At 43.7% G+C, this 25,423-nt stretch carries 26 protein-coding genes; 25 read left to right on the forward strand and 1 reads right to left on the reverse strand.

The features are described 5' to 3' along the window. Nucleotides 1-58: 58 nt before the first annotated feature. The 12 genes from fsa (at nt 59) to JSQ81_RS15280 (ending at nt 11,235) form a co-directional block, all read left to right on the forward strand. On the forward strand, nt 59-706 hold the full coding sequence (fsa, locus tag JSQ81_RS15225; protein ID WP_212604865.1) for a fructose-6-phosphate aldolase: 648 nt from the start codon (nt 59-61) through the stop codon (nt 704-706). A gap of 24 nt (nt 707-730) precedes the next feature. Then, entirely contained in the window at nt 731-2,008 is a 1,278-nt protein-coding gene (locus JSQ81_RS15230; RefSeq protein ID WP_212604866.1) for a UDP-N-acetylglucosamine 1-carboxyvinyltransferase, read from the forward strand. A 117-nt stretch (nt 2,009-2,125) separates the two neighbouring features. After that, entirely contained in the window at nt 2,126-3,091 is a 966-nt protein-coding gene (glpX, locus tag JSQ81_RS15235) for a class II fructose-bisphosphatase (RefSeq protein ID WP_212604867.1), read from the forward strand. Between the two features lie 128 nt (nt 3,092-3,219). After that, nucleotides 3,220-4,503: a transcription termination factor Rho gene (rho, locus tag JSQ81_RS15240; protein WP_212604868.1), complete on the forward strand. Its 1,284-nt coding sequence runs from the start codon at nt 3,220-3,222 to the stop codon at nt 4,501-4,503. Between the two features lie 776 nt (nt 4,504-5,279). After that, nucleotides 5,280-5,504 (forward strand): 50S ribosomal protein L31, encoded by a 225-nt coding sequence (rpmE, locus tag JSQ81_RS15245; RefSeq protein ID WP_212604869.1) that lies wholly within the window; start codon nt 5,280-5,282, stop codon nt 5,502-5,504. A 313-nt stretch (nt 5,505-5,817) separates the two neighbouring features. Continuing rightward, nucleotides 5,818-6,420, forward strand: a complete 603-nt coding sequence (locus tag JSQ81_RS15250) for a thymidine kinase (protein ID WP_212604870.1) — start codon at nt 5,818-5,820, stop codon at nt 6,418-6,420. A gap of 138 nt (nt 6,421-6,558) precedes the next feature. Beyond that, nucleotides 6,559-7,635, forward strand: a complete 1,077-nt coding sequence (gene prfA / locus JSQ81_RS15255) for a peptide chain release factor 1 (RefSeq protein ID WP_212604871.1) — start codon at nt 6,559-6,561, stop codon at nt 7,633-7,635. Further along, the gene (prmC, locus tag JSQ81_RS15260) at nt 7,628-8,482 is read left to right on the forward strand and encodes a peptide chain release factor N(5)-glutamine methyltransferase (protein ID WP_212604872.1); all 855 of its coding nucleotides are present in this window, start codon (nt 7,628-7,630) and stop codon (nt 8,480-8,482) included. The genes prfA and prmC overlap by 8 nt, the downstream gene beginning before the upstream one ends. A 43-nt stretch (nt 8,483-8,525) precedes the next feature. Beyond that, nucleotides 8,526-9,086, forward strand: coding sequence for a stage II sporulation protein R (locus tag JSQ81_RS15265; protein ID WP_212604873.1), 561 nt, complete (start codon nt 8,526-8,528; stop codon nt 9,084-9,086). Nucleotides 9,087-9,145: 59 nt separating this feature from the next. Beyond that, nucleotides 9,146-10,174: an L-threonylcarbamoyladenylate synthase gene (locus tag JSQ81_RS15270; RefSeq protein WP_212604874.1), complete on the forward strand. Its 1,029-nt coding sequence runs from the start codon at nt 9,146-9,148 to the stop codon at nt 10,172-10,174. 61 nt (nt 10,175-10,235) lie between these two features. Beyond that, nucleotides 10,236-10,736 (forward strand): manganese efflux pump MntP, encoded by a 501-nt coding sequence (locus JSQ81_RS15275; RefSeq protein WP_212604875.1) that lies wholly within the window; start codon nt 10,236-10,238, stop codon nt 10,734-10,736. A gap of 58 nt (nt 10,737-10,794) precedes the next feature. Then, nucleotides 10,795-11,235, forward strand: coding sequence for a low molecular weight protein arginine phosphatase (locus tag JSQ81_RS15280; protein ID WP_212604876.1), 441 nt, complete (start codon nt 10,795-10,797; stop codon nt 11,233-11,235). Nucleotides 11,236-11,383: 148 nt separating this feature from the next. Here the strand turns inward: JSQ81_RS15280 and JSQ81_RS15285 are convergent. Beyond that, nucleotides 11,384-12,741, reverse strand: a protein-coding gene (locus JSQ81_RS15285; protein WP_212604877.1) for an IS3 family transposase whose coding sequence is annotated in 2 segments (ribosomal slippage) — nt 11,384-12,273 and nt 12,273-12,741 — 1,359 coding nt in all. Because the reading frame shifts where the segments join, the coding sequence is not laid out codon by codon here. A gap of 752 nt (nt 12,742-13,493) precedes the next feature. Here JSQ81_RS15285 and rpiB point away from each other — a divergent pair. From rpiB to atpD, 13 genes are all read left to right on the forward strand, one after another. Continuing rightward, entirely contained in the window at nt 13,494-13,931 is a 438-nt protein-coding gene (rpiB, locus tag JSQ81_RS15290; RefSeq protein ID WP_212604878.1) for a ribose 5-phosphate isomerase B, read from the forward strand. A 19-nt stretch (nt 13,932-13,950) separates the two neighbouring features. Continuing rightward, the gene (locus JSQ81_RS15295; RefSeq protein WP_212604879.1) at nt 13,951-14,532 is read left to right on the forward strand and encodes a TIGR01440 family protein; all 582 of its coding nucleotides are present in this window, start codon (nt 13,951-13,953) and stop codon (nt 14,530-14,532) included. Nucleotides 14,533-14,547: 15 nt separating this feature from the next. Beyond that, nucleotides 14,548-15,816 carry a serine hydroxymethyltransferase gene (glyA, locus tag JSQ81_RS15300; RefSeq protein WP_212604880.1) on the forward strand — a complete coding sequence of 423 codons (1,269 nt, stop codon included), beginning with the start codon at nt 14,548-14,550 and terminating at the stop codon, nt 15,814-15,816. A gap of 206 nt (nt 15,817-16,022) precedes the next feature. Beyond that, on the forward strand, nt 16,023-16,652 hold the full coding sequence (gene upp / locus JSQ81_RS15305; RefSeq protein WP_212604881.1) for a uracil phosphoribosyltransferase: 630 nt from the start codon (nt 16,023-16,025) through the stop codon (nt 16,650-16,652). A gap of 19 nt (nt 16,653-16,671) precedes the next feature. Further along, nucleotides 16,672-17,793, forward strand: coding sequence for a non-hydrolyzing UDP-N-acetylglucosamine 2-epimerase (wecB, locus tag JSQ81_RS15310; protein WP_305849465.1), 1,122 nt, complete (start codon nt 16,672-16,674; stop codon nt 17,791-17,793). 930 nt (nt 17,794-18,723) lie between these two features. Beyond that, nucleotides 18,724-19,095 carry an ATP synthase subunit I gene (locus tag JSQ81_RS15315; protein ID WP_212604882.1) on the forward strand — a complete coding sequence of 124 codons (372 nt, stop codon included), beginning with the start codon at nt 18,724-18,726 and terminating at the stop codon, nt 19,093-19,095. Between the two features lie 51 nt (nt 19,096-19,146). Next, the gene (gene atpB / locus JSQ81_RS15320; protein ID WP_212604883.1) at nt 19,147-19,866 is read left to right on the forward strand and encodes a F0F1 ATP synthase subunit A; all 720 of its coding nucleotides are present in this window, start codon (nt 19,147-19,149) and stop codon (nt 19,864-19,866) included. An 86-nt stretch (nt 19,867-19,952) separates the two neighbouring features. Then, entirely contained in the window at nt 19,953-20,177 is a 225-nt protein-coding gene (atpE, locus tag JSQ81_RS15325; protein ID WP_212604884.1) for a F0F1 ATP synthase subunit C, read from the forward strand. 193 nt (nt 20,178-20,370) lie between these two features. After that, nucleotides 20,371-20,877 carry a F0F1 ATP synthase subunit B gene (atpF, locus tag JSQ81_RS15330; protein WP_249336734.1) on the forward strand — a complete coding sequence of 169 codons (507 nt, stop codon included), beginning with the start codon at nt 20,371-20,373 and terminating at the stop codon, nt 20,875-20,877. Next, on the forward strand, nt 20,874-21,413 hold the full coding sequence (locus tag JSQ81_RS15335) for a F0F1 ATP synthase subunit delta (protein ID WP_212604885.1): 540 nt from the start codon (nt 20,874-20,876) through the stop codon (nt 21,411-21,413). Before atpF ends, JSQ81_RS15335 begins: the two co-directional genes overlap by 4 nt. 25 nt (nt 21,414-21,438) lie before the next feature. Next, complete coding sequence (gene atpA, locus JSQ81_RS15340; protein ID WP_212604886.1) at nt 21,439-22,947, forward strand: F0F1 ATP synthase subunit alpha; 1,509 nt, start codon at nt 21,439-21,441, stop codon at nt 22,945-22,947. A 38-nt stretch (nt 22,948-22,985) separates the two neighbouring features. After that, the gene (gene atpG, locus JSQ81_RS15345) at nt 22,986-23,840 is read left to right on the forward strand and encodes an ATP synthase F1 subunit gamma (RefSeq protein WP_212604887.1); all 855 of its coding nucleotides are present in this window, start codon (nt 22,986-22,988) and stop codon (nt 23,838-23,840) included. Nucleotides 23,841-23,996: 156 nt separating this feature from the next. Beyond that, complete coding sequence (atpD, locus tag JSQ81_RS15350) at nt 23,997-25,412, forward strand: F0F1 ATP synthase subunit beta (protein WP_212604888.1); 1,416 nt, start codon at nt 23,997-23,999, stop codon at nt 25,410-25,412. The last annotated feature ends 11 nt before the right edge of the window (nt 25,413-25,423 follow it).

Below are 25,423 nucleotides of genomic sequence, written 5' to 3' on the forward strand. Positions count from 1 at the left end.
ATTTCCGCACACGGTGAATGCGTTCTCCTTCTTTAACATTGACTTGGAGGAATATATAATGAAGTTTTTTATTGATACGGCAAACTTTGAAGAAATTAAAGAAGCACATAGCTGGGGAATTATTTCTGGAGTTACAACAAACCCATCACTCGTAGCAAAAGAAGACGTTCCATTCCATGAAAGACTGCGCCAAATCACAGAACTCGTTGACAGTTCAGTAAGTGCAGAAGTTATTTCACTCGATGCTGAAGGCATGTTGAAAGAAGGACGCGAGCTTGCAAAAATCGCTCCGAATATCACAGTGAAACTTCCAATGACACCTGAAGGACTAAAAGCATGTTCAGTATTCGCCGCAGAGGGTATTAAAACAAACGTAACACTGATTTTCAGTGCCAATCAAGCACTACTGGCTGCTCGTGCAGGCGCTACATACGTGTCTCCGTTCCTAGGCAGACTCGATGATATCGGACAAGACGGCATGGACCTAATCGAAACAATCGCAAATATCTTTGTGATTCACGACATTAAATCAGAAATTATTGCAGCGTCCATCCGCAGTCCTCAACATATTACAGATGCGGCACTAGCAGGTGCGCATATTGCAACAACACCATTTAATGTACTAAAACAATTGTTCAACCACCCGTTGACTGATAAAGGAATCGAAGCATTTTTAGCGGATTGGGAAAGCAGAAAGAATAAATAAGTAATGCCATAGGGGTGGAGCGACATGGACGTTTATAAAATTCAAGGCGGTAAACCGCTTCAAGGTACAATTTCAGTAAGTGGAGCGAAGAATAGCGCGGTCGCTCTCATTCCAGCATCAATCTTGGCAGATTCACCCGTCACACTCGAAGGACTACCGGAAATCTCCGACGTTCTGACTTTACAAGCGCTTCTCGAAGATATTGGCGGGAAAGTAGAATTAGACGGTAAAACAATGGTCATTGATCCTAGCGAAATCATTTCAATGCCGCTGCCAAACGGAAATGTGAAAAAGCTCCGTGCTTCGTACTATTTAATGGGTGCGATGCTCGGGCGTTTTAAGCATGCCGCAATTGGATTGCCAGGTGGATGTCACCTCGGTCCACGTCCAATTGACCAACATATTAAAGGATTCGAAGCGCTCGGCGCGACAGTCACAAATGAACACGGTGCAATTTATTTACGCGCGAAAGAATTACGCGGCGCCAAAATTTATTTGGACGTTGTCAGCGTCGGCGCGACGATTAATATAATGCTAGCAGCCGTTCTTGCAAAAGGGCGGACAACGATTGAGAACGCTGCAAAAGAACCGGAAATCATTGATGTCGCGACATTATTATCCAATATGGGCGCGAAAATCAAAGGAGCCGGCACGAATATCATTCGGATTGACGGCGTTGAAAAATTGCATGGGACGCGCCACACAATTATTCCGGACCGCATTGAAGCCGGCACATTCATGATTATGGCAGCTGCGGCTGGAGACGGCGTTACCATCGACAACGTCATTCCTTTTCACGTAGAAGCGTTAACTTCGAAGCTTCGTGAAATGGGTGTGGATATCGTTGAGAAAGACGAACAGATTTTTATTCCAAAAACAAAGAAACTGCAAGCGGTCGATGTGAAAACGCTTGTCTATCCCGGATTTCCGACGGATTTGCAACAACCTTTTTCAGTGCTTCTGACTCAAGCGGTTGGTTCGTCAATGATTACCGATACCGTATATTCCGCAAGGTTTAAGCATATTGATGAAATTGGACGGATGAGCGCGACTGCGCGTGTCGAAGGCAGATCGGCAATTCTGTCTGGCCCAACACCGTTAGAAGCGGCAACCGTTCGCGCATCAGATCTTCGAGCAGGCGCGGCCCTCGTACTTGCGGGTTTATTGGCTGACGGCGAAACTGAAATTCGGGATATTCACCACATTGAACGCGGATACAGTTCTCTTATTGAAAAATTACAAGGACTCGGCGCGGAAATCAGCAAAGTTAAAATTTCCGAAAGTGCCTCAATTCGCGACTAAATTACAAGAGTAGTTATGGTATAATTAAACCGTTCAATAGTGTAAAATGTTATTTATTTTACAAGTAAAATGTTGTTTGTTTTACAGGTGGAATCGAAAATCGGGGGGAAACCATACATGGAACGCAGTTTATCGATGGAACTAGTAAGGGTTACTGAAGCAGCCGGCGTAGCAGCAGCACGCTGGATGGGTCGCGGATTGAAAAACGAAGCAGACGATGCGGCAACAACCGCAATGCGAATGGTCTTTGATACAATCCCAATGCAAGGCGTCGTCGTGATCGGCGAAGGCGAAATGGATGAAGCGCCCATGCTTTATATCGGCGAAGAACTTGGAATGGGGAATGGCCCGCTTGTCGACGTCGCAGTTGATCCACTCGAAGGAACGAACATTGTTGCATCAGGCGGCTGGAACGCACTTGCGGTTTTAGCAATTGCGGATAAAGGCAATCTTCTACACGCCCCGGACATGTATATGAACAAAATTGCGGTCGGTCCTGAAGCGGTCGGCAAAATTGACATTGACGCTTCTGTCACGGATAACTTATTAGCAGTCGCAAAAGCTAAAAACAAAGATATCGAAGACGTTGTCGCCACGGTGTTAAGCAGAGATCGTCATTTAGACATTATTGAAGAAATACGAGCTGCAGGCGCACGCATTAAACTAATCACAGACGGCGACGTTGCCGGTGCGATTAATACTGCGTTTGACGGAACGGGTGTCGATATTTTATTCGGCCACGGGGGTGCGCCAGAAGGTGTCATTTCAGCAGTCGCGCTCAAATGTCTCGGCGGAGAAATTCAAGGTCGCCTCGTCCCTTCCAATCAAGCAGAAATTGATAGATGCAACAGAATGGGTATCGATTTGAAAAAAGTGCTTTACATGAATGACCTGGTGAAAGGCGACGATGCAATTTTCGCCGCAACAGGTGTAACAGATGGGGAGTTACTTCGCGGTGTTCGGTTCAAAGGTTCTTACAGTGAAACACACTCAGTCGTAATGCGTTCCAAATCAGGAACTGTGCGCTTCGTAGAAGGTCGTCATAGTATGAAGAAGAAACCTCACCTCGTTATGCAAGATTAATGAATCTGAATCTAGCTTCTGCCAGGTGTCTCGCCTAGGCAGAAGTTCCTTAAATGATTCAACATTGCTTTCCTTTAATAAAACCTCTAAGAAATTAAACTCAAAAACTAAAAGAGTGGTGCCAAAACATGAAAATATTAACGATGTCGGCGCTTGAAAATATGACTTTAAAAGAGTTATATGAACATGCCCGCGAATTTAAAGTTGCTTATTATGCAAAAATGTCCAAAAAGGAATTGATTTTTGCGATTTTGAAATTAAGAGCAGAAAAAGAAGGCTTCTTCTTCATGGAAGGTGTCCTTGAAATTATTCAATCGGAAGGGTACGGATTCTTACGTCCGATAAATTACTCATCCAGTTCCGAAGATATTTATATTTCCGCTTCACAAATACGCCGCTTCGACCTTCGAAATGGTGATAAAGTTGCAGGCAAAGTCAGACCGCCAAAAGAGTCCGAACGCTATTACGGTTTACTACAAGTTGAGGCAGTTAACGGAGAAGATCCGGAAGATTCACGAAATCGAGTTCACTTCCCGGCACTTACCCCACTTTACCCAGATCGCCATATTAAACTAGAAACAGATCCAACAAAACTATCAACGAGAATTATGGATTTAGTCGCGCCCGTAGGTTTTGGACAACGCGGACTGATTGTCGCGCCGCCAAAAGCCGGGAAAACACTACTCTTAAAAGAGATTGCAAACTCCATTGCAACCAATCATCCTGACACAGAACTTATTGTCCTATTGATAGATGAAAGACCGGAAGAAGTAACGGACATCGAACGCTCTGTGAAAGCGGACGTTGTTAGCTCGACATTCGATGAGCTTCCGGAAAACCATATTAAAGTTGCAGAACTCGTTCTTGAACGCGCAATGCGACTTGTCGAACATAAAAAAGATGTTGTCATTCTAATGGACTCGATTACGAGACTAGCACGTGCTTATAACCTTGTAATTCCGCCAAGCGGCCGAACATTATCCGGAGGAATCGACCCAGCGGCATTCCACCGACCAAAACGATTTTTCGGTGCCGCGCGAAACTTAGAAGAAGGCGGCAGTCTAACAATCCTGGCAACTGCGCTTATTGACACGGGCTCGAGAATGGACGATGTCATTTACGAAGAGTTCAAAGGAACGGGTAACCTAGAGCTTCACCTTGACCGCAATCTCGCAGAACGCCGTATTTTCCCGGCACTCGATATTCGTCGTTCAGGAACACGAAAAGAAGAGCTACTCTTACCGAAAGACCAACTCGAAAAGTTCTGGGCCATCCGAAAAACATTCTCCGACGCACCAGACTTTGTCGAACGCTTCCTAAGAAAGCTTCGCCAAACAAAAACAAACGAAGAGTTCTTCGACAAACTAAACGCAGAAATGAAAGCCCACCGAAATGGGAAAGGGTTGTTGTAATAAAAATGGTTCCAGCTTAAAAGCTGGGACTTTTTTTATTGGTTGAATTAAGTGCTTGTTTTTATATGGACCGTCGATTTGCGTTCCGGGCGGCGCTTTCCTGCGGGCGGCCGGTGAGCCTCCTCGTTCGTTGTGCACTGCGCTACCTGCGGGGTGTCTCACCTGTTCCGCTGATTCCGCTGGAGTCGCCGCCCTGCACTCCAATCGACTATTTTCACTGTATATGGAAAGTTATTTAGTGTGATTTTATCAGTTGTGTAGCTTGAGCAATGGCTTTTGTGTAAGCATAAGGTCCCGACTTGCAAGCAAATCCTTTTGAGTGCAAGCAAATCACTCGCAAGTGCAAGCAAAACCCGCTGGAGTGCAAGTAAACCTCGTGTAAGTGCAAGCAAATTAGAAACAACCCTTTATAAACAAAAAATCCACCTTATCTAGACGGTTTTCACTTCATCCCGATAAGTAAATAGAGAAAACTATTTAGACCGCAACAATATACACACTCTAACAATAGAAACGTTAACAAACTACGAACAACAATCCAGCGTAGGCATCCACCAGCGCCGAAGCGTTATTCAAAGAAAATTCTCAGTAAGATTTTGCTTTTGGTTAAACAAAATCACCCCAAATAATAAAGTTGCAAGCCCAAACAAAATTTGTTATAATCACTAAGTATCAATAAAACGATCTGCTGCATATACGGCTGACTATCGGGCCGTGTAAGGCATCAGTCTAATATATTCTGTTCCGGATGGTTCAGAGCGAGAGGAGATAGACCGATGAAAGCAGGAATTCACCCAGAATACAAACTTGCAAATGTCACTTGTTCATGTGGAAACACATTTGAAACAGGCTCAGTAAAAGAGGACATTCGCGTTGAAGTATGTTCAGAATGTCACCCATTCTACACGGGTCGTCAGAAGTTTGCACAAGCAGACGGACGTGTCGACCGCTTCAACAAAAAATATGGCCTCAAAGAAGAAGGCCGCGAAGAAGAAGAATAAGGCTTTCTTTAAATACCCGTCATGGTGCAACAGCGCCGGGCGGGTATTTTTCATTTGTGCCTTATTGGTCGTTTGAATATCGACTTTAGTCGTTTCACGATGCGCTATGGTCGTTTGCGCACCGTTATTGGTCGCATTACCGTCAACTTTAGTCGCTTCGAGGTGCGCTTTAGTCGTTTCCCCCTAAAACCCCATAACATATTTCCCGAATAAAATAAAGACGTCAAATTTAGTCGGTTTTCGGGTATGATAGGGATTCACTTATAAATAAATGCACGATACATAAAACGTTTTATGAGAAAGGTGATTTAATATGTACCAAGCAGTACAAGGCGGATGGATTGAAGTCATCTGCGGAAGCATGTTTTCAGGAAAATCCGAGGAATTGATTCGCCGCGTCAAACGAGCGCAATTCGCGAAACAAAAAATTGCTGTTTTCAAACCGGAAATCGATGACCGGTACAGCGATGAAGCGGTCGTCAGCCATAACGGCACCACGGTCATCGCGAACCCTGTCGCAAATTCATCCCATATCGATGAATTCGACAAATCCCCATATGACATTATCGCCATCGATGAAGCGCAATTTTTCGATGAAGGAATCGTTGAAACGGTCATGAATCTGGCGGATGATGGTTACCGGGTTATCATCGCCGGGCTCGATCAAGACTTTCGCGGAGAACCATTCGGCCCGATGCCGCGCTTGATGGCTGTCGCGGAACACGTCACGAAACTTCAAGCGGTTTGCACCAAATGCGGTTCCCCGGCGAGTCGTACGCAAAGACTTATCAACGGCGTGCCTGCGGGCTATGATGATCCCATAATTCTCGTCGGCGCAAAAGAAGGCTATGAAGCAAGATGCCGTAAACATCATGAAGTTCCGCATGGCATTTCCGAAGCAGTTGCCCAAATTTAATTGAGACCTTGAAAATGTGAGACGCCATGATGCGTTTCACATTTTTTAATCGCGTCGGCACTAGAGAAAAAACTGTATTAAACTACAGAATTCCCGTACAATGAACATACAAAATAGACATAAAATGAGGTGTGCCCAATGTTTGAACGACTTCAAGCAGTAGAAGATCGCTATGACCAATTAAACGAATTACTCAGCGACCCTGAAATTGTCAGTGATATATCAAAACTTCGCGATTACTCCAAAGAACAATCCGGTATCCAAGAAACGGTGGACGCGTATCGCGAATATAAGCGCGTCATGGAAGAATATAAAGACGCGAAAGATATGCTGAACGAACCCCTTGATGACGAAATGAAGGAGCTCGTGAAACTCGAACTTTCGGAACTCGAAGATCAGGTCGAACAACTCGAAGCCCAGTTAAAAGTGCTGTTAATTCCCAAAGATCCGAATGACGATAAAAACGTCATCATGGAAATCCGCGGCGCAGCGGGTGGAGACGAAGCGGCTTTATTCGCGGGGAATTTGTTCCGAATGTACAGCCGCTATGCGGAAATGAACAACTGGAAAACGGAAGTCATCGATTCATCGCCAACAGAACTCGGCGGGTTTAAAGAAATCATTTTCATGATAAACGGAAATGGTGCCTTTTCGAAATTGAAATTTGAAAATGGGGCCCACCGTGTACAGCGAGTACCTGAAACTGAGTCAGGCGGAAGAACCCATACATCGACTGCGACAGTCGCAGTCTTACCGGAAGCCGAAGATGTCGATATTGAAATTCTCCGAGAAGATTTGAAAATCGATACGTACCGTTCAAGTGGTGCGGGTGGTCAGCATGTTAACACGACAGACTCTGCTGTTCGTATTACGCATCTGCCGACGGGAATCGTCGTATCCATGCAAGATGAAAAGTCACAAATTAAAAACCGTGAAAGTGCGATGAAGGTTTTAAAAGCGCGTGTCTATGATGCAGCAGAACGAGAAGCGCAAGCCGAATATGCTGCGACCCGTAAATCAGCTGTCGGGACTGGCGACCGTTCAGAAAGAATTCGGACGTATAATTTTCCGCAAAACCGCGTAACGGATCACCGAATCGGTTTGACCATCCAAAAACTCGACCAAATTATCGAAGGAAATCTAGATGAAATCATCGAAGCTTTGACAATGGAAGACCAAGCGCATCATCTAGAAAGTTTAAATTCCAATGACTGATCGAATATTCGAAGCTCAAAATAAAGCAATATCTTTATTGAAGGAAAAAGGACTGGATTCAGGAGCAGTGCGCTTTGTCCTGGAACACGTAACGCAAAAAAGCCACGCCGCCTTACTTTCAGACCAAAGGGAACAACTGACCGAAGAACAACAATCAACATTTTGGAATAAAATCGACGAACTCTTAGACGGAAAGCCGGTTCAATATGTTTTGGGAACCGAAAGCTTTTACGGAAGACAATTCATAGTGAATGAAAATGTGCTCATCCCGCGTCCCGAAACCGAGGAACTAATCTACGGCGCACTTGAACGCAGCAGAACTTTATTCGCGAATAAAACCCTAACAATGGCTGACATCGGTACAGGTAGTGGGGCAATCGCCATCACATTCAAAAAAGAATGGGCAGAAGCAATTGTTACGGCGACAGATATCAGTAAAGAAGCGCTTGCTGTCGCCAAACGAAATGCAGAACAACTCGGTGCCGAAATTACATTCAAAGAAGGAAACATGACCGATCCGATAAAAAATACAACATGGGACGTCATATTATCGAACCCGCCATATATCGCATGCGTTGAAGCCGAGTCGATGTCAGAAACCGTATTGGCTTTCGAACCGCATGGCGCTTTATTCGCAGATGAAGACGGGCTTTTCTTTTATCGAAAACTCGCAGAAAACTTACCAACACTTATGAACAAACCGGCATTAATCGGTTTAGAAATCGGGCACCAGCAAGGGCCGGCTGTGCATAAGTTATTTACAGATGCCTTTCCAAACGCTAAAGTCGAAACCGTAAAAGATATCAACGGAAAAAATCGACTACTATTTTGCGAGATTAATGAATAAAACAGAACTTCCCCGGCAACAATGCGTTTAAGGGGGAATCGATATGTTACCAGATTACGAGATTAAACAAAAACCAACGAAAATTGAACGAGTGATACCGTTTGCGGAATTTATATTAATCCTAATTATGATTCAGTGCGTACTTGGGTTATTCACAGGTACGGAATCGTCGGAAGACACGATTCGTTTTAGAATGCTCGCTCACTCAAACAGCGCGGCAGATCAAGCGATAAAAGAAGAAATTCAACTGCAAATTCAACCGCTTGTTGAAAATGCTGTCACTCAATCAACTTCTAAACAAGAGCTCGGCGAGAATTTGGCCGCTTTAGAACCAACAATACTTCAAATCGCAACATCAATTGCGGGGGAACAAGCCGTTACACTGGAGCGCAAAGAGGCTTTATTCCCAGCAAAAAGATCCGGACTCGTCTTTCATCCACAATCCGAATACGATGCCTATCTATTAACAATCGGAAGCGGACGTGGGGATAACTGGTGGTGCGCTTTATTCCCGAAAATATGTTTCGTGGATGAACCGGAAAAGAAAGAAGAGGAAAAAGTCACTTTTTTCCTTTGGGAGTGGATAACCGGACTGTTTTCTTAAGGTTACTCACAATAATTGTGGATAAAGCAAATAAACTGTGCATAAATGAGGTTTAAAAGATGAAGACGACAATAATAACTGTGGATAGAAATATGGATAACAAAAAAAACTATAAACAAGCTGTGGACATTTTAAAAAGTGGGGGAGTCGTCGCCTTTCCGACCGAAACGGTTTACGGACTCGGCGGGGTCGCTACAGATGAAAAAGCGGTTGATAAAATCTTCGAAGCGAAGGGACGACCTTCCGATAATCCACTTATCGTACATATTGGTGACAAAAAAGAGGTAGCGAAATACGCAGCAGAAATACCAAAACAAGCAAACGAACTCATGAATGCATTCTGGCCGGGCCCGCTGACGCTCATCTTCAATGCAATTCCGAATATCATCGCGCCGAATGTAACGCCGGGCGTAAAAACAGTCGGAATTCGAATGCCCGATCATCCGGTCGCGCTCGATCTACTTCGCGAATTAAAAGCGCCACTCGCCGCACCCAGCGCAAATCGCAGCGGTAAACCAAGTCCCACTGAAGCGGGGCATGTTGAAGAAGATCTTGACGGACTCATACCACTCATTTTAGATGGAGGTCCTACCGGCGTCGGGCTTGAATCCACAGTAATTGACATGACTGTCCAACCGCCGGTTATTTTAAGACCTGGCGGGGCGACACGAGAAATGATTGAAGAAGTTATCGGCCCTGTCGCGGTCGCTGATGAAACAGCGCCGGAAAATACACCCCGCGCTCCCGGCATGAAATACCGTCATTACGCGCCTGATGCTCCTTTATTCATCATCGAATCAGATAAAGAAACAATCGAGAAAGCCATTACAAAACTTCAAAAAGAACATAAAAAAACGGCTGTCATCGGACCGGATAGCTTGCGAGTTCCAAACGCAGATTGGTATTTCGCAATCGGTTCAAGCGACAGCACCGAAGAAATGGCCGTCAATTTATATAAAGCGCTTCGTCAATGCGATTTGATCGACGCGGACATTATTCTCGCGGTAGAAACGGACTTAGTCGGAGTGGGCGCCGCGTTTATGAATCGGCTCGTAAAAGCTTCCGACGGGAGACGATTTACCCAATAACTAGAATATGTAAAATTCTCTCGCATACGATTAATATATGCGGTATGCGGGAGGTTTTGCGTTGAATGAATTACTTGCTGCTAGTATTACGACACTAGACATTGTAGTTGTGTATGCGTTGCTAGAGGTGAAGGAAGGGAAGTTTGCCTTGGCAATCTGGACTGCCTTCCTCAATATGTTATTGCCGCTCCTCGGATTCATAACTGGGGAATTTTCAGCAACCTTTTTTTCGAGTTTTAGTCATTTGCTGTCCGGAGTTCTTCTCGGGTTAATAGGTCTTCACATGTTACTAGAAGATAACGAGGTGAAAACCTCTAGAAAACTATCCCCTGCACTCATTGCTTTTGCAGTCAGTATCGATGCATTCTCAGTAAGTGTTTCATTCGGTATGATTCATTTAAATAAAACAATATTTATTTTAGCGTCTGGAACTTTTGCGATTATATTTTCCTATATTGCGCTCACGTTTAAAAAGCGCCTTGGGATAAAAAGCGGGAAACGAATCCGGCAATTTGCGGGGGTTGTGTTAATTATTATGGGAATCATCTCAGCCATGCATTAAATTCGCCCGTTTTTTAAAAATGGGCTATTCTTATATTAAGAAGGAGGGCATCCCATCTATGAATATTTATTTATTATGCACGGGTAATACATGTAGAAGTCCAATGGCAGAAGCGATTCTGCGTTCGAAAAATATAGAGAATGTGTCAGTTCGATCCGCCGGCATTCATGCACAAGACGGACATCCTATCGCAGACAATGCAAAAACGCTCATTGAAGAGGCGGACATGCCCTACACCGATAAATCCAGAACGCTCTCACGCGAAGACGTCGAATGGGCAGATTACATATTGACAATGACCGAATCACATAAAAGCGTATTACTTCGACTATTCCCGGAAAATCAAGAAAAAATATACACATTAAAAGGATTCATATCCCCAACTAAAAACGAAGACGTTCACGATCCATACGGGGGGAATCTTGAGACCTACCGCGAAACTTTTAATGAGTTGACGCAACTTATGAATGAACTTGAGGAGAAGCTAGCGAGAAAGTAACTGAAGAGCAAGTACTTGAACAATCCATTATTCGAGTACTTGTTTTTTATATGGACCGTTGATTTCCGTTCCGGGCGGCGCTTTCCTGCGGGCGAGCGCCGAGCCTCCTCGTCTATGCACTGGACCCTTAAAATTGGACACTATTTTTCTAAGCAGCGAGTTCGTATTTTTTCCGATAGCCCATTGGGCTTTTCCGCTCTAATCTGGACTTGATTCTTAAATGATTATAATAATAGATATACTGTTCTAGTTCCTCTTTAAAGTGTTCAAGATCATCGAACTCCTGCAGGAACAGGAATTCATATTTAAGGATTCCGAAAAAGTTCTCGATGACGGCATTGTCGTAACAGTTTCCTTTTCGCGACATGCTCTGTGTGATGTTGTATTCCTTTAGTATCTGACAATATTGTGGCATTCGATAATGCCAGCCTTGATCTGAGTGGATCAAGAGCTCATCGTCTTCTTTTACGTATTCAAGTGACTGCTTTAACATTGTTTCCACTAAATCAAACGTAGGCCTCGATTGAAGCGTATAGGTAATGATTTCGCCGTTGAACAGGTCTAAAATAGGAGAGAGATATAATTTCTGTCCAAATAATTTAAATTCTGTAACGTCTGTAACCCATTTTTCGTTGGGTTTTTCCGCTTTGAAATTGCGGTTCAAGATATTTGGGGCTGCTTTCCCGAATGCACCTTTATAGGATTTGTACTTCTTCATTCGGACAATACATTGAAGCCCCAGGTCTCGCATAATCCGAAGAACTTTCTTCTTGTTTATCGTGTGTCCTTTTTCGTTCAGGACGTCGGTGATGCGTCGATACCCAAGACGCCCTTTGTGTCGGTGGTAGATGAAGTTGATTCTTCTCTTCCACTTCCGGTCGGGGTCTGGCTGCTTGAAACTATTTACGATGTTGTAGTAGGTGCTTCTTGCAATACCGGCTATCTTTACCATCTTGTTCACTGGGAATTCATGCCTTAGTAGAAATATTACTTTCGTTTTAATCTTTTTGGTGATCTTTCTTCCTGAACTAAGGCTTCCAGCTTTTTTAGATAGGCATTCTCCATACGAAGATATTCGAGTTCTTTTTCCATGGCTTCTCTTGATTGGTCGACAAGATCTTTGGAAGTGCTTTTCTTTTGATTGCGAGATTTCATTGTAGAAGGCCCCTTTTCTTTTGTTTCAAGGGCACCTTCACCAGCTGTCTCCCACCTTTTCTTCCACCTACGAACCATACTAGGATCCGGGATATGGAAAATAGCCGATGCCTCTCGAATAGAGTAATCCGTTTCATTGATAAATTGAATTACCCTTAGTTTAAAGGCTCCTGGATAGTTTGTATAGGGAAAATCGAATGCATTATCACCATGATGTCGAAACAGTAGCACCCAGTAACGAATTACAGAGTTGTCGACTCCGACCTTTTCTGCCAGGTCTCGGTAACTAATATTTTCATGTTCATAACGTTTGGCTACTAGAAGTTTAAATTCTTTTGTATACTTGGACATTCTTTTTGGGCCTCCTAATATTAGATGGCGTGTCCAATATTAGGGGGGCAGCGCACTACGCTCCTGTGGGGTCTCGGCTGTCTCGCTGATTCCGCGGGAGTCGCCGCCCTCCACTACAATCAACTAATTTCATTATAAAAAGAGAGTTAGTTAGTATTATTTTATCTGTTGTGTATCTTGAGTATCGGCTTTCATACGGGCAAAAGGTCCCGACTTGCAAGCAAATCTTTTTGAGTGCAAGCAAATACCCTTTTAGTGCAAGCAAATCACTTCCAAGTGCAAGGAAAACCCGTTGAAGTGCAAGCAAATCACTTCCAAGTGCAAGGAAAACCCGTTGAAGTGCAAGCAAACCTGATGTGAGTGCAAGCAAATTAGAAACAACTACTTTTTAAACAAAAAAACCGCCTATTCCAGACGGCATTCACTTTGTACCGACAAAAGTCATTTAGATCGCTACAATATACACGCCCCAACAATAGAAACATCAACAATCTACCAACAACTATCGAGCGAAGGCGCCTCCCGAGTGGTAGCCGGAGCGATAAGACAGGTAGTGGTCTTCTACCTGGCTTATTGCGGGAGGCATCCACCAGCGCCGCAGCGAAAATTAATGAGCAATCCCAATTACATACTTTTTAAGCAATTAACAACACAATTTCACAACAATTTCAAAAAACAGTATTACATCAATAACATTTCCTGTCGAAAAATGATAGAATAAATAATGAATATATGAAGAAAAGAGGGGCGCCATGAAAATCGCAATATCTTCTGACCACGGAGGCAATCGCCTGCGCAAAGAAATTATCGATTTATTGACCGAACGCGGTGTGGAATTTGAAGACTTTGGACCAAAAAACGATGACTCAGTCGACTATCCGGACTACGCAACGCCCGTTTGTGAAGGCGTCGTGGAAGGACGATTCAATCGCGGCATCCTGATTTGTGGAACAGGCATTGGCATGTCAATCGCCGCCAACAAAACAAAAGGCATTCGCTGCGCACTCGTCCACGACGTTTTTAGCGCAAAAGCAACACGCGGACATAACGACACGAACGTTCTAGCTATGGGCGAACGCGTCGTGGGAGCGGGACATGCCAGAGAAATTGTTTCAGCATGGCTCGATACATCCTTCGAAGGCGGCCGCCACGCGGTACGAGTCGAAAAACTAATGATGCTAGAAGACTAAAACGAGGGAGGGGAAGTAAGTGGACGCGCTTAATTTATGGAAACTGCAGTTGGAAGAACTGTTATCCGAAATCTCCGAGCAAATATATCTCGAACCAGGCGGATTTTTTGTTGTCGGTTGCTCCACTTCCGAAGTAGCCGGAAAACGCATTGGAACAGCAGGTGCCATGGAAATCGCCGAAGTTTTATATGAACCCATAAAAAACTTCGCCGATAAATACCATCTGCATCTCGCGTTTCAAGGGTGCGAACATATTAACCGCGCACTGACTATCGAACGCGAATCGGCAAAGATATTTAATCTGGAACCTGTAACCGTCATTCCAGCGCCGCATGCGGGTGGTTCAATGTCAGCATACGCCTACGAGCAATTGTCCGATCCCGTCGTCGTTGAAGAAATCGAAGCACAAGCTGGTATTGATATCGGACAAACATTAATCGGCATGCATTTAAAACGCGTCGCCATTCCGATTAGAACATCTATCGAAAAAGTCGGCAACGCTGTCATCACAATTGCGACTACCCGTCCAAAACTAATCGGCGGAGAACGGGCGATTTATTCGAAAACAGAGCCTGAAGAAGACGAAAATATTACAACCTAAAAAGGGGACTAACTAATGGGACACGTAAAAACGCAAACACTTACAGCTGAACTAAATCACGTAAAAGAAGACGAAGTAATTTACAACGCAATCATGGCAGAAAGACAGCGCCAACAAGCGAATATCGAACTAATCGCATCAGAAAACTTCGTCACTGAAGCAGTTATGGAAGCGCAAGGATCAGTTCTGACGAATAAATACGCAGAAGGTTATCCTGGCCGTCGTTATTATGGTGGTTGTGAACATGTTGATATCGTTGAAGATGTTGCACGAGATCGCCTGAAAGAAATTTTCGGCGCTGAATATGCAAACGTTCAACCGCACTCCGGTGCACAAGCGAATATGGCTGTTTATTTTGCGGCATTAGAACCAGGCGACACAATTCTCGGCATGAATCTTTCGCACGGCGGTCACTTAACGCATGGTAGCCCGGTGAACTTCTCCGGAAAACTTTACAATTTCGTTGAATACGGCGTCAGCAAAGAAGACGAATATATCGATTATGAAGATGTCCGTCAAAAAGCGCTTGAACATAAACCGAAAATGATCGTAGCGGGCGCGAGCGCATATCCAAGAACAATCGACTTCGCGAAATTCCGTGAAATCGCTGATGAAGTCGGCGCATACTTATTCGTCGACATGGCGCATATCGCTGGTCTTGTTGCAGCAGGCGAACATCCAAACCCGGTTCCACATGCGCATTTTGTAACATCAACAACGCATAAAACATTACGCGGACCACGCGGCGGTTTCATCCTGAGTACTGAAGAGTTTGGCAGAAAATTGAACTCATCCGTGTTCCCAGGCGTTCAAGGCGGCCCGTTGATGCACGTAATTGCTGCAAAAGCAGTCGCATTCGGCGAAGTGCAAAAACCTGAATTTAAAGCTTATGCGCAGCAAGTGAAGAAAAACGCCGTTGCACTTGGTGAAGCTTTAATGGCAGAAGGAATCGATATTGTTTCAGGTGGGACAGATAACCACTTGCTTCTATTGAATCTTCGTTCACTTGGAATTACTGGAAAACTTGCAGAAGCTGTACTTGATGAAGTCGGAATTACAGTGAACAAAAACACGATTCCATTCGACACTGAAGGTCCATTCGTGACATCAGGTATCCGTATCGGTACACCTGCGGTAACGACGCGTGGATTTGAAGAAGAAGAAATGAAAGAAATCGCATCAATCATGGCAAGCCTTCTAAAAAATCACGAAGACGAAAACGTGAAAAAAGAAGCACAAGCACGCGTTACAGCATTGACGGACAAATTCCCTCTATATGCATAAATAACAATAGGCCACTTTCCTTGAAGGTGGCCTATTTTCTGTCCTCTGAAAGATTTGTTTAATTGCGAATAAAACCCTTGGATCTACGCGGGTAAATAAACTGGTTTGATTCACACAAAGAAATAAATCAAAGTTTCGATACTTATGTGTTAGGATATAACCAATTCTGTTATACTAAATTGGATATTTCAAAAGGAGCGATTCAAATGCCAAAAGTACATGTTTTAGACCACCCATTAATTCAACACAAATTAACGTACATACGAGATATAAATACGGGAACAAAAGAGTTCCGTGAGCTAGTTGATGAAGTTGCGACGCTCATGGCTTATGAAATCACACGTGATCTTCCATTGATGGAAACAGAAATTGAAACACCTGTCCGAAAAGGCATGTCTAACGTATTAGCCGGGAAAAAACTTGGAATCGTCCCTATTTTACGTGCAGGTCTTGGCATGGTCGAAGGAATTTTGAACTTAATTCCAGCGGCGAAAGTGGGACATATCGGACTTTACCGTGATCCAGAAACACTTCTTCCAGTGGAATATTACGTAAAACTTCCTTCCGACATTTCAGAACGCGACCTGATTTTAGTCGACCCGATGTTGGCAACAGGCGGATCTGCAATCGAAGCAGTCAACTCCTTGAAAAAACGCGGCGCAAAAAAAATTCGTTTCATGTGTTTGATCGCAGCTCCTGAAGGCGTAAAAGCAATGACTGACGCGCATCCTGACGTTGACATTTATATCGCGGCACTTGATGAAAAATTGGATGAAAAAGGCTATATCGTCCCAGGTCTCGGCGATGCAGGCGACAGACTATTTGGAACGAAGTGATGTGATTGGGGGAAGCAATGTGAAAAAGAAATGGAAAGTCATGACCATTTTTGGCACACGGCCAGAAGCGATCAAAATGGCGCCACTCGTATTGGAACTTGAAAAACATCAAGAAGACATCGAATCCATTGTCACAGTTACAGCTCAACATCGCGAAATGCTCGACCAAGTACTCGAAACATTCAAGATAACACCGGACTACGATTTAAATATCATGAAAAACCGCCAGACGCTGATAGACGTTGCGACAAGAGGACTCGAAGGACTCGATGCAATCATGAAAGAAGCCGAACCGGACATCGTCTTAGTTCACGGCGATACATCGACAACCTTTATCGGAAGTCTCGCTGCTTTTTACAATCAAATCGCAGTCGGTCATGTCGAAGCCGGACTTCGCACATGGAATAAGCACTCGCCGTACCCAGAAGAAATGAACCGTCAATTGACTGGCGTATTGGCTGATTTGCATTTCTCGCCTACAGAAAAATCGGCTGAAAATCTGATAGCTGAAGGCAAACCGAAAAATCGAATTTACATCACCGGAAACACAGCCATCGACGCACTCCAAACGACAGTCCGCGAAAACTACGCGCATCCGATCCTAGAAAGTCTCGGCGACGACAAGTTAATTTTATTAACAGCCCATCGACGAGAAAATCTCGGAGAACCAATGCGCAATATGTTCCGTGCAATCAATCGTTTGCTCGACAAACACGACGACATCCAAGTGATATACCCAGTTCACTTAAATCCGGCCGTTCGTGAAGTCGCAGATGAAATACTAGGGGATAACCCGCGTATTCAATTAATCGAACCGCTCGAAGTCATCGATTTCCATAACTTCGCAGCAGCATCGCATATTATTCTGACCGACTCAGGTGGAATCCAAGAAGAAGCACCATCACTCGGTAAACCAGTCATCGTGCTTCGCGACACAACAGAACGCCCAGAAGGCATCGAAGCGGGCACATTGAAACTCGCAGGAACAGACGAAGAAACCATCTTCTCACTAACAGATGAACTTCTAACAAACCCTGAAGAATACAACAAAATGGCCAGGGCCTCAAACCCATACGGCGACGGACACGCCTCCGAACGAATCGTCGACGCGTTGAAAAAATACTTAACTTCATTAGAATGAAATAAAAGAAGGCAACTATCCTGTATAGGAACTGCCTTCTTTTTCTATTTAAATTAATATATCCGCGTAGTTAGTGCACATATCCGACACATAGCTTCGGATATCCCTCATATTTAACCTTATATCCGACAATACCCGCCCGATATCCGCACATTCCACACACATATCCGCAAAACAGGACTATCCGACCACCCAAATTCAGCACCACACCCCGATTTGATAACGTCAATGCGTGTTATCACAAAATACCACTCCCAATAAAATGAAATTAGTTGATTGGAGTGGAGGGCGAAGACTCCCGCGGAAAAAGCGAGACAGCCGAGACCCTGGACAGAGCGTAGCGAAGGAAGCGGCTCGGCGCTCGCCCGCATGAAAGCGCAGCCCGCAACGGAAATCAACGGTCTCGATCCGACGACTTTTCAATTTAACACACGACCCAATCTACAATTCCTCCAACTCTATCATTAATCCAACTAGAAAAAACAATTAATCTCCCAGTATAAAGTCGAAACCTCACCCAAAATGTATGAAAATGTAAGTTTACGGTTACGCTATACATATTAGTTTTACAAATTTGTCGTTTGTTTGACAAAGCGTTTTACAAACCGAAAAAAACGCGGGAATCAATTGACATCAATTTTTAGCTACTGTATGATTACTAAGGGTAAGAATGATAGTTGTTTCATACATATGAAACTGTATTTACAGGATTTATCGAAAACAAATTCTATCATCTTTTCACCGAATTTTGATTCTGCAAACCCATTCATTAGTAAATGTGGGGACATGGCAGTTCACTCGCAACTTTAATAGGTTCCAACTTTTTCGGAGTCTACGCCGGTTAAAGGCAGGACCGCGAAACGGGAACCACCCCGCAATTCTAAGAGCTAATTCCAAAAACAATCAAACAAAACAGGAGATTAAACAGTTATGCAAACATTGCAGGAAATCCATAAAAGGCAGAGAAGAGCTCTCTATTTCTTACTGGCTTTTTTCGTACTTGGATGGGCATTCACTGAATGGAAAACTGTTTTCGCCGGACTTATACTAGGTTCTTTGTTTGGTCTGTACAATTTTTGGATACTCGTCCGTAGGTATGAGAAATTTGAACAAGCCATTACGGAAGGGAAAAAGCGCATATCACTTGGGACTGCGATGCGTTTCGCATCTGGTATTGCGGTAGCGGCAATTGCAACTGCGATGCCCGAACAGTTCGACCTGATCAGTGCGGTTATTGGATTCGGAATACCGTACCTCCTTCTATTAGGAGAAAGGATCATTTACCACGTACGACATCAATAAAGCTTTTCGGTAAAAGCTTAATTCCGAATGGACAAGGGAGGTGAACGAAACATGGACCATGGAAATCCGTTAGCGACAGCAGAGCTTTTCGGTATCACATTAAGATTTAACCTATCGAACGTTTTGATGGTCTTCATAACATGTGCAATTGTATTCTTAATCGCAATTCTCGCAACACGCAAATTAGAAGTTAAACCGACGGGAATGCAAAATTTCTTTGAATGGATCATGGATTTCGTCAAAGGGATTATAAGGAACAATATGGACTGGAAAACAGGTGGACGTTTCCACGTACTAGGAATTACGCTTATTCTATTCCTATTCGTGTCGAACGTACTTGGCTTACCTTTTGCTATCGTTTGGAAAGGTGACCTATGGTGGAAATCACCAACTGCCGATCCAATGGTTACGATGACACTTGCAGTTATGGTTATTACCTTAACGCAATATTACGGTCTGAAAACAAAAGGTGCAAAGGGCTACGGTAAAGATTATTTACAACCGCTTCCGTTTTTAATGCCACTGAACCTTGTCGGTGAAGTTGCCAGTACGATGACACTCGGTCTTCGTTTATACGGTAACATTTACGCAGGTGAAATCCTTATCGGATTACTTGCAGGACTTGCAACATCAAGTATCTTTGGATTTGTAGGAGCAATTATTCCTTCAGTCGCATGGATGGGCTTCTCCATATTTGTTGGCGGAATCCAGTCGTTTATCTTCGTTATGTTAACAATGGTCTATATGTCTAACAAAGTTAGAACGGACTAGTAAACATATATAGCTTATACGGTTAGAGTTAAGTGACTCTGGCTCGAAACACCAAAAAAACAAGAAACTTTAGGAGGAAATATACTATGGTAGGTTCAGTTGGTCTATTAGCAGCAGCAATCGCAATTGGTTTAGGAGCACTTGGAGCAGGTTTAGGTGCAGGTCTAGTTGTTTCAAAAACACAAGAAGGAATCGCGCGTCAACCAGAAGCACGTGGCGTTCTTCAAACAAACATGTTTATCGGGGTAGCACTTGTTGAAGTTGTTCCGATTTTCGCAGCAGTAATCGCGTTTATCGTTATGAACCAGTAATTATAGGTACAATTACAATGGCGAAGAGCGGACATCATTTCCTTCGCCATTGCTTTATGTCAATAAATAATCAAATGATAAAATTGGATAGTAATCCATATTCAAAGAGACAAGTGCTCTTGAAGGGAGTGAAACAATCGTGTTTTTTGATACCTTCGTCCTCTTAGCTGACACTACAGCTGAAGCAGGATTTTTGCAGAAATTAAACGACCCCAACGGTTTAAACCTTGGTGATATTATTGTAACGCTAATAATGTTCCTTCTTCTCATGCTTCTATTAAAGAAATTTGCATGGGGTCCGCTTATGGGCATCATGGATCAACGTGCCGAAATGATCGCTACTGAAATCGAATCGGCTGAAAAAAGTCGTCTTGAATCACAAAGTCTTCTTGAAGAGCAACGCAACTTGTTGAAAGAGGCACGCAATGACGCTCAGGCGATTGTTGAAAATGCCCGTGAACAAGGTGAATCGCAACGTGAAGACATCGTTATCGCAGCGCGAAACGAAGTCGCACGCTTGAAAGAAGAAGCATCACAAGAAATTGCTTCTGAGAAAGAAAAAGCTGTTGCAGCAGTTCGTGAAGAATTCGTATCACTCTCAGTTCTTGCAGCGTCTAAAGTACTTGGGAAAGAACTTTCCGAAGAAGATAACCGCGCATTAATTGAAGAGACGATTGCGAAGGCAGGCGATGCACAATGAGTAAATCCATTGTAGCTAATCGCTATGCCGAAGCACTTTATGAACTAGCAGTAGAAAAGGGACAAACTTCAGTCATTCAAGAAGAACTTCTTGAAATCCAGAAAGCGTTCCTCGCTAATCCAGGCCTTGGTGAATTATTTGAAAATCCAAGATTCCCATTAGCGAAAAAGAAAGAGCTACTCGAGACATTGTTCAAGGATACACATACACTTATCCATGACACATTGTTCGTATTGCTCGAAAAGAAACGTTTAAATGAAATTAATAACTTCGTCGACGAATTCGTTGACTTTGTGAACGACGCAGCAGGAATTGCGGATGCAACAGTATATTCAACACGTCCGCTGTCCGAAAGCGAAAGCGCAGCGATTTCATCCACTTTTGCAAGAAAAGTCGGAAGAACATCACTGCGGATTAATAACATCATTGATCCAACGCTAATCGGGGGCATTCGTGTCCAAATTGGAAACCGTATCTTTGACAACAGCCTAGTGAACAAACTAGATCGTTTGAAACGAGATATGATTGGATCGTAAATTTGAAATTTGAGGGGTGACATACATGAGCATCAAAGCTGAAGAAATCAGCGTTCTCATAAAACAGCAGATTGAAAATTATCAATCTGAGATGGAAGTAAGTGACGTTGGTACAGTTATCGCAATCGGTGACGGTATCGCACGTGCTCATGGCCTCGATGACGTCATGGCTGGAGAACTATTAGAGTTCTCTAACGGTGTTATGGGTATGGCACAAAACTTGGAAGCGAATAACGTAGGTATCGTTATCCTTGGACCATACACAGACATTAAAGAAGGCGATGATGTACGTCGTACGGGCCGTATTATGGAAGTACCTGTTGGCGAAGCACTAATTGGCCGTGTTGTAAATCCACTAGGTCAACCTGTGGATGGACTTGGTCCGATCGCAACAACTAAAACTCGTCCAATCGAAAGCCCAGCACAAGGTGTCATGGCGCGTAAATCCGTTCATGAGCCACTACAAACTGGTATTAAAGCAATTGACGCACTCGTGCCAATCGGCCGTGGACAGCGTGAGTTAATTATCGGAGACCGCCAAACAGGTAAAACAACTGTTGCGATCGATACGATTCTTAACCAAGCTGACCAAGATATGATTTGTATCTATGTTGCAATTGGACAAAAAGAATCAACTGTTCGTGGTGTTGTTGAAACACTACGTAAAAACGGTGCACTTGATTACACAATCGTAGTAACAGCATCGGCATCAGAGCCAGCTCCATTACTATACCTTGCACCATATACGGGAATCACTATGGCAGAGGAATTCATGTTTGACGGAAAGCATGTACTAATCGTTTATGATGACTTATCTAAACAAGCAGCTGCATACCGTGAACTTTCCTTGCTACTTCGTCGTCCTCCAGGTCGTGAAGCATACCCAGGTGACGTATTCTACTTACACTCACGTCTTCTTGAACGCGCAGCTAAGCTGAACGATTCACTCGGCGGAGGTTCGATCACTGCACTTCCATTCGTTGAAACACAAGCAGGAGATATTTCTGCTTATATTCCAACAAACGTAATTTCAATTACGGATGGACAAATTTTCTTACAATCTGACCTTTTCTTCGCGGGTGTACGCCCTGCTATTAACGCAGGTCTTTCCGTATCTCGTGTTGGTGGATCAGCACAAATTAAAGCTATGAAAAAAGTTGCGGGTACACTACGTCTAGACCTAGCTGCATTCCGTGAACTTGAAGCGTTCTCCCAGTTTGGTTCATCTCTTGATGCATCAACGCAAGCAAGACTTGACCGCGGAGTTCGTACAGTTGAAATCTTGAAACAAGATTTGAACAAACCGGTTCCAGTTGAAATCCAAGTTGTTGCACTATATGCACTAACGCGCGGATTCCTAGACGATGTTCCTGTTAAAGATATTCTACGTTTTGAGTCTGAAATCGCAGCTTGGCTCGAATCAAACCACACAAACGTTTTAGAGCATATTCGTCAAACGAAAGATCTTCCATCAGATGAAGAGATGGCAGCAGCTATCAACGAATTCAAAACGAAATTCGCAATTTCTGAGTAAGACGATAAACTATAAAACAAAAAGGTGGTGAATGACCAATGGGATCATTACGCGATATTGAAAACCGCATAAAATCTACGAAGAAAACGAGTCAGATAACACGCGCAATGCAAATGGTATCTGCTTCGAAACTAAACCGTGCAGAACTTAAAGCAAGAGCATTCGTCCCTTACATGGAGAAAATCCAAGAAGTTGCAGGTGCAATCGCTGCTGGAACGGATGCAGAACATCCAATGCTCGTACAACGTCCAGTAAAGAAAACCGCATATGTTGTCATCACAGCAGACCGTGGACTTTGCGGAGCGTACAACAGTAATATTATACGAGCAGTTTCCCAAGCAATCGAAAAGCGCCATGCGTCAAAAGACGATGCAATTATTTTTGCAATCGGACGAATCGGCTCTGAGTTTTTCTTGAATCGTGGATATAACGTAATCGACAGTGTAATCGGATTATCCGACCACCCGTCATTCGCCGAAATTAAAGAAATCGCTAATAAAGCTGTTGGTATGTTCGCGGATGGTACGTATGATGAAATTTATATGTACTACACCCACTACATTAACGTCATTTCCAACAAAGTAACAGAAGGGAAAGTGCTCCCACTTACCGATATTGCCCAAGATGCAACATCAGCTTCTTACGAATTCGAGCCATCCGGCGAAGCAATTCTAAAAGTGCTGCTTCCTCAATACGCGGAAAGCTTGATCTTTGGTGCATTACTCGAAAGTAAAGCAAGTGAACATGCTTCAAGTATGACAGCGATGCAAAGCGCAACCGATAACGCAGGCGAATTAATTGATTCATTGACGCTTCAATATAACCGCGCTCGTCAAGCAGCAATAACACAAGAAATTACTGAGATAATTGGGGGAGTGGCGGCGCTGGAGTAGGAAGGAAAATCGAACTCTGATTTTCCCGCTCTGAAAATGTCGGAACTTGGACATTTTCGTTAAGAGCAATGGAACATTAAGGAAATCATTGTTCAACTTTCTACCAGCGCTTCACCCTTCATTTGCACGGCATATAGTAAGACAGGAGGAAACAAAATGAACAAAGGACATGTTCTTCAAGTAATGGGTCCAGTTGTCGACGTCAAATTTGATAACGCACAATTGCCTGAAATCTATAACGCATTGACTGTTACAATTGAGCGTCCGAACTCAGAGCCTGAAGTTTTAACACTTGAAGTTGCACTTCACCTTGGCGATGATGCAGTTCGTACAATTGCGATGTCTTCTACGGATGGACTTAAGCGTGGAGCCGAAGTACTCGACCAAGGATCTGCGATTTCCGTTCCAGTCGGTGACGTTACACTTGGCCGCGTATTTAACGTACTAGGTGAAACGATTGACCTTGCGGAAGAAATTCCAGCAAGTGAACGTCGCGACCCGATTCACCGTAAAGCACCAACTTTTGAAGAACTATCTACAGAAGTTGAAATCCTTGAAACGGGCATTAAAGTCGTTGACTTACTAGCTCCGTATATTAAGGGTGGTAAAATTGGTCTCTTCGGTGGAGCTGGTGTAGGTAAAACAGTTCTAATCCAAGAATTAATTAACAACATCGCACTCGAACACGGTGGAATTTCCGTATTCGCAGGTGTTGGAGAACGTACACGTGAAGGAAATGACCTTTTCTTCGAAATGACGGACTCTGGTGTTATTAAAAATACAGCAATGGTATTCGGTCAAATGAACGAACCACCTGGCGCGCGTATGCGTGTTGCACTAACAGGATTGACAATGGCAGAATATTTCCGTGACGAACAAGGCGCGGACGTACTTCTATTCATCGACAATATTTACCGTTACACGCAAGCAGGATCTGAAGTATCGGCACTTCTTGGCCGTATGCCTTCAGCAGTTGGATATCAGCCAACACTTGCAACGGAAATGGGTCTTTTACAAGAACGAATTACTTCAACAAATAAAGGTTCAGTAACGTCAATCCAAGCGATTTATGTACCAGCGGATGACTATACGGATCCAGCTCCAGCAACGACGTTCGCTCACCTTGACGCGACGACGAACCTTGAGCGTAAACTTTCTGAAATGGGTATTTACCCAGCGGTTGACCCGCTCGCATCAACTTCACGTGCATTAAGCGCTGAAATTGTAGGAGCAGAACACTATAGCGTAGCGCGTGAAGTTCAATCTACACTGCAACGTTATGCTGAATTACAAGATATTATCGCAATCCTAGGTATGGATGAATTAGGCGAAGACGACAAACTTGTTGTTGGTCGCGCGCGTCGTATTCAATTCTTCCTATCACAAAACTTCCACGTAGCTGAACAGTTCACTGGGCAACCAGGTTCATACGTTCCAGTAGCTGAAACGATTAAAGGATTCAAAGAAATCCTTGAAGGTAAATTCGATCATATTCCAGAAGATGCATTCCGTCTTGTTGGCCGTATTGAAGAAGTTATCGAAAAAGCGAAAGCTATGGGTGTCGAAGTCTAAGAAGGGACCAG

The sequence above is a fragment of the Sporosarcina sp. Marseille-Q4063 genome (assembly GCF_018309085.1).
In the GTDB taxonomy this organism is placed as follows: Bacteria; Bacillota; Bacilli; order Bacillales_A; family Planococcaceae; genus Sporosarcina.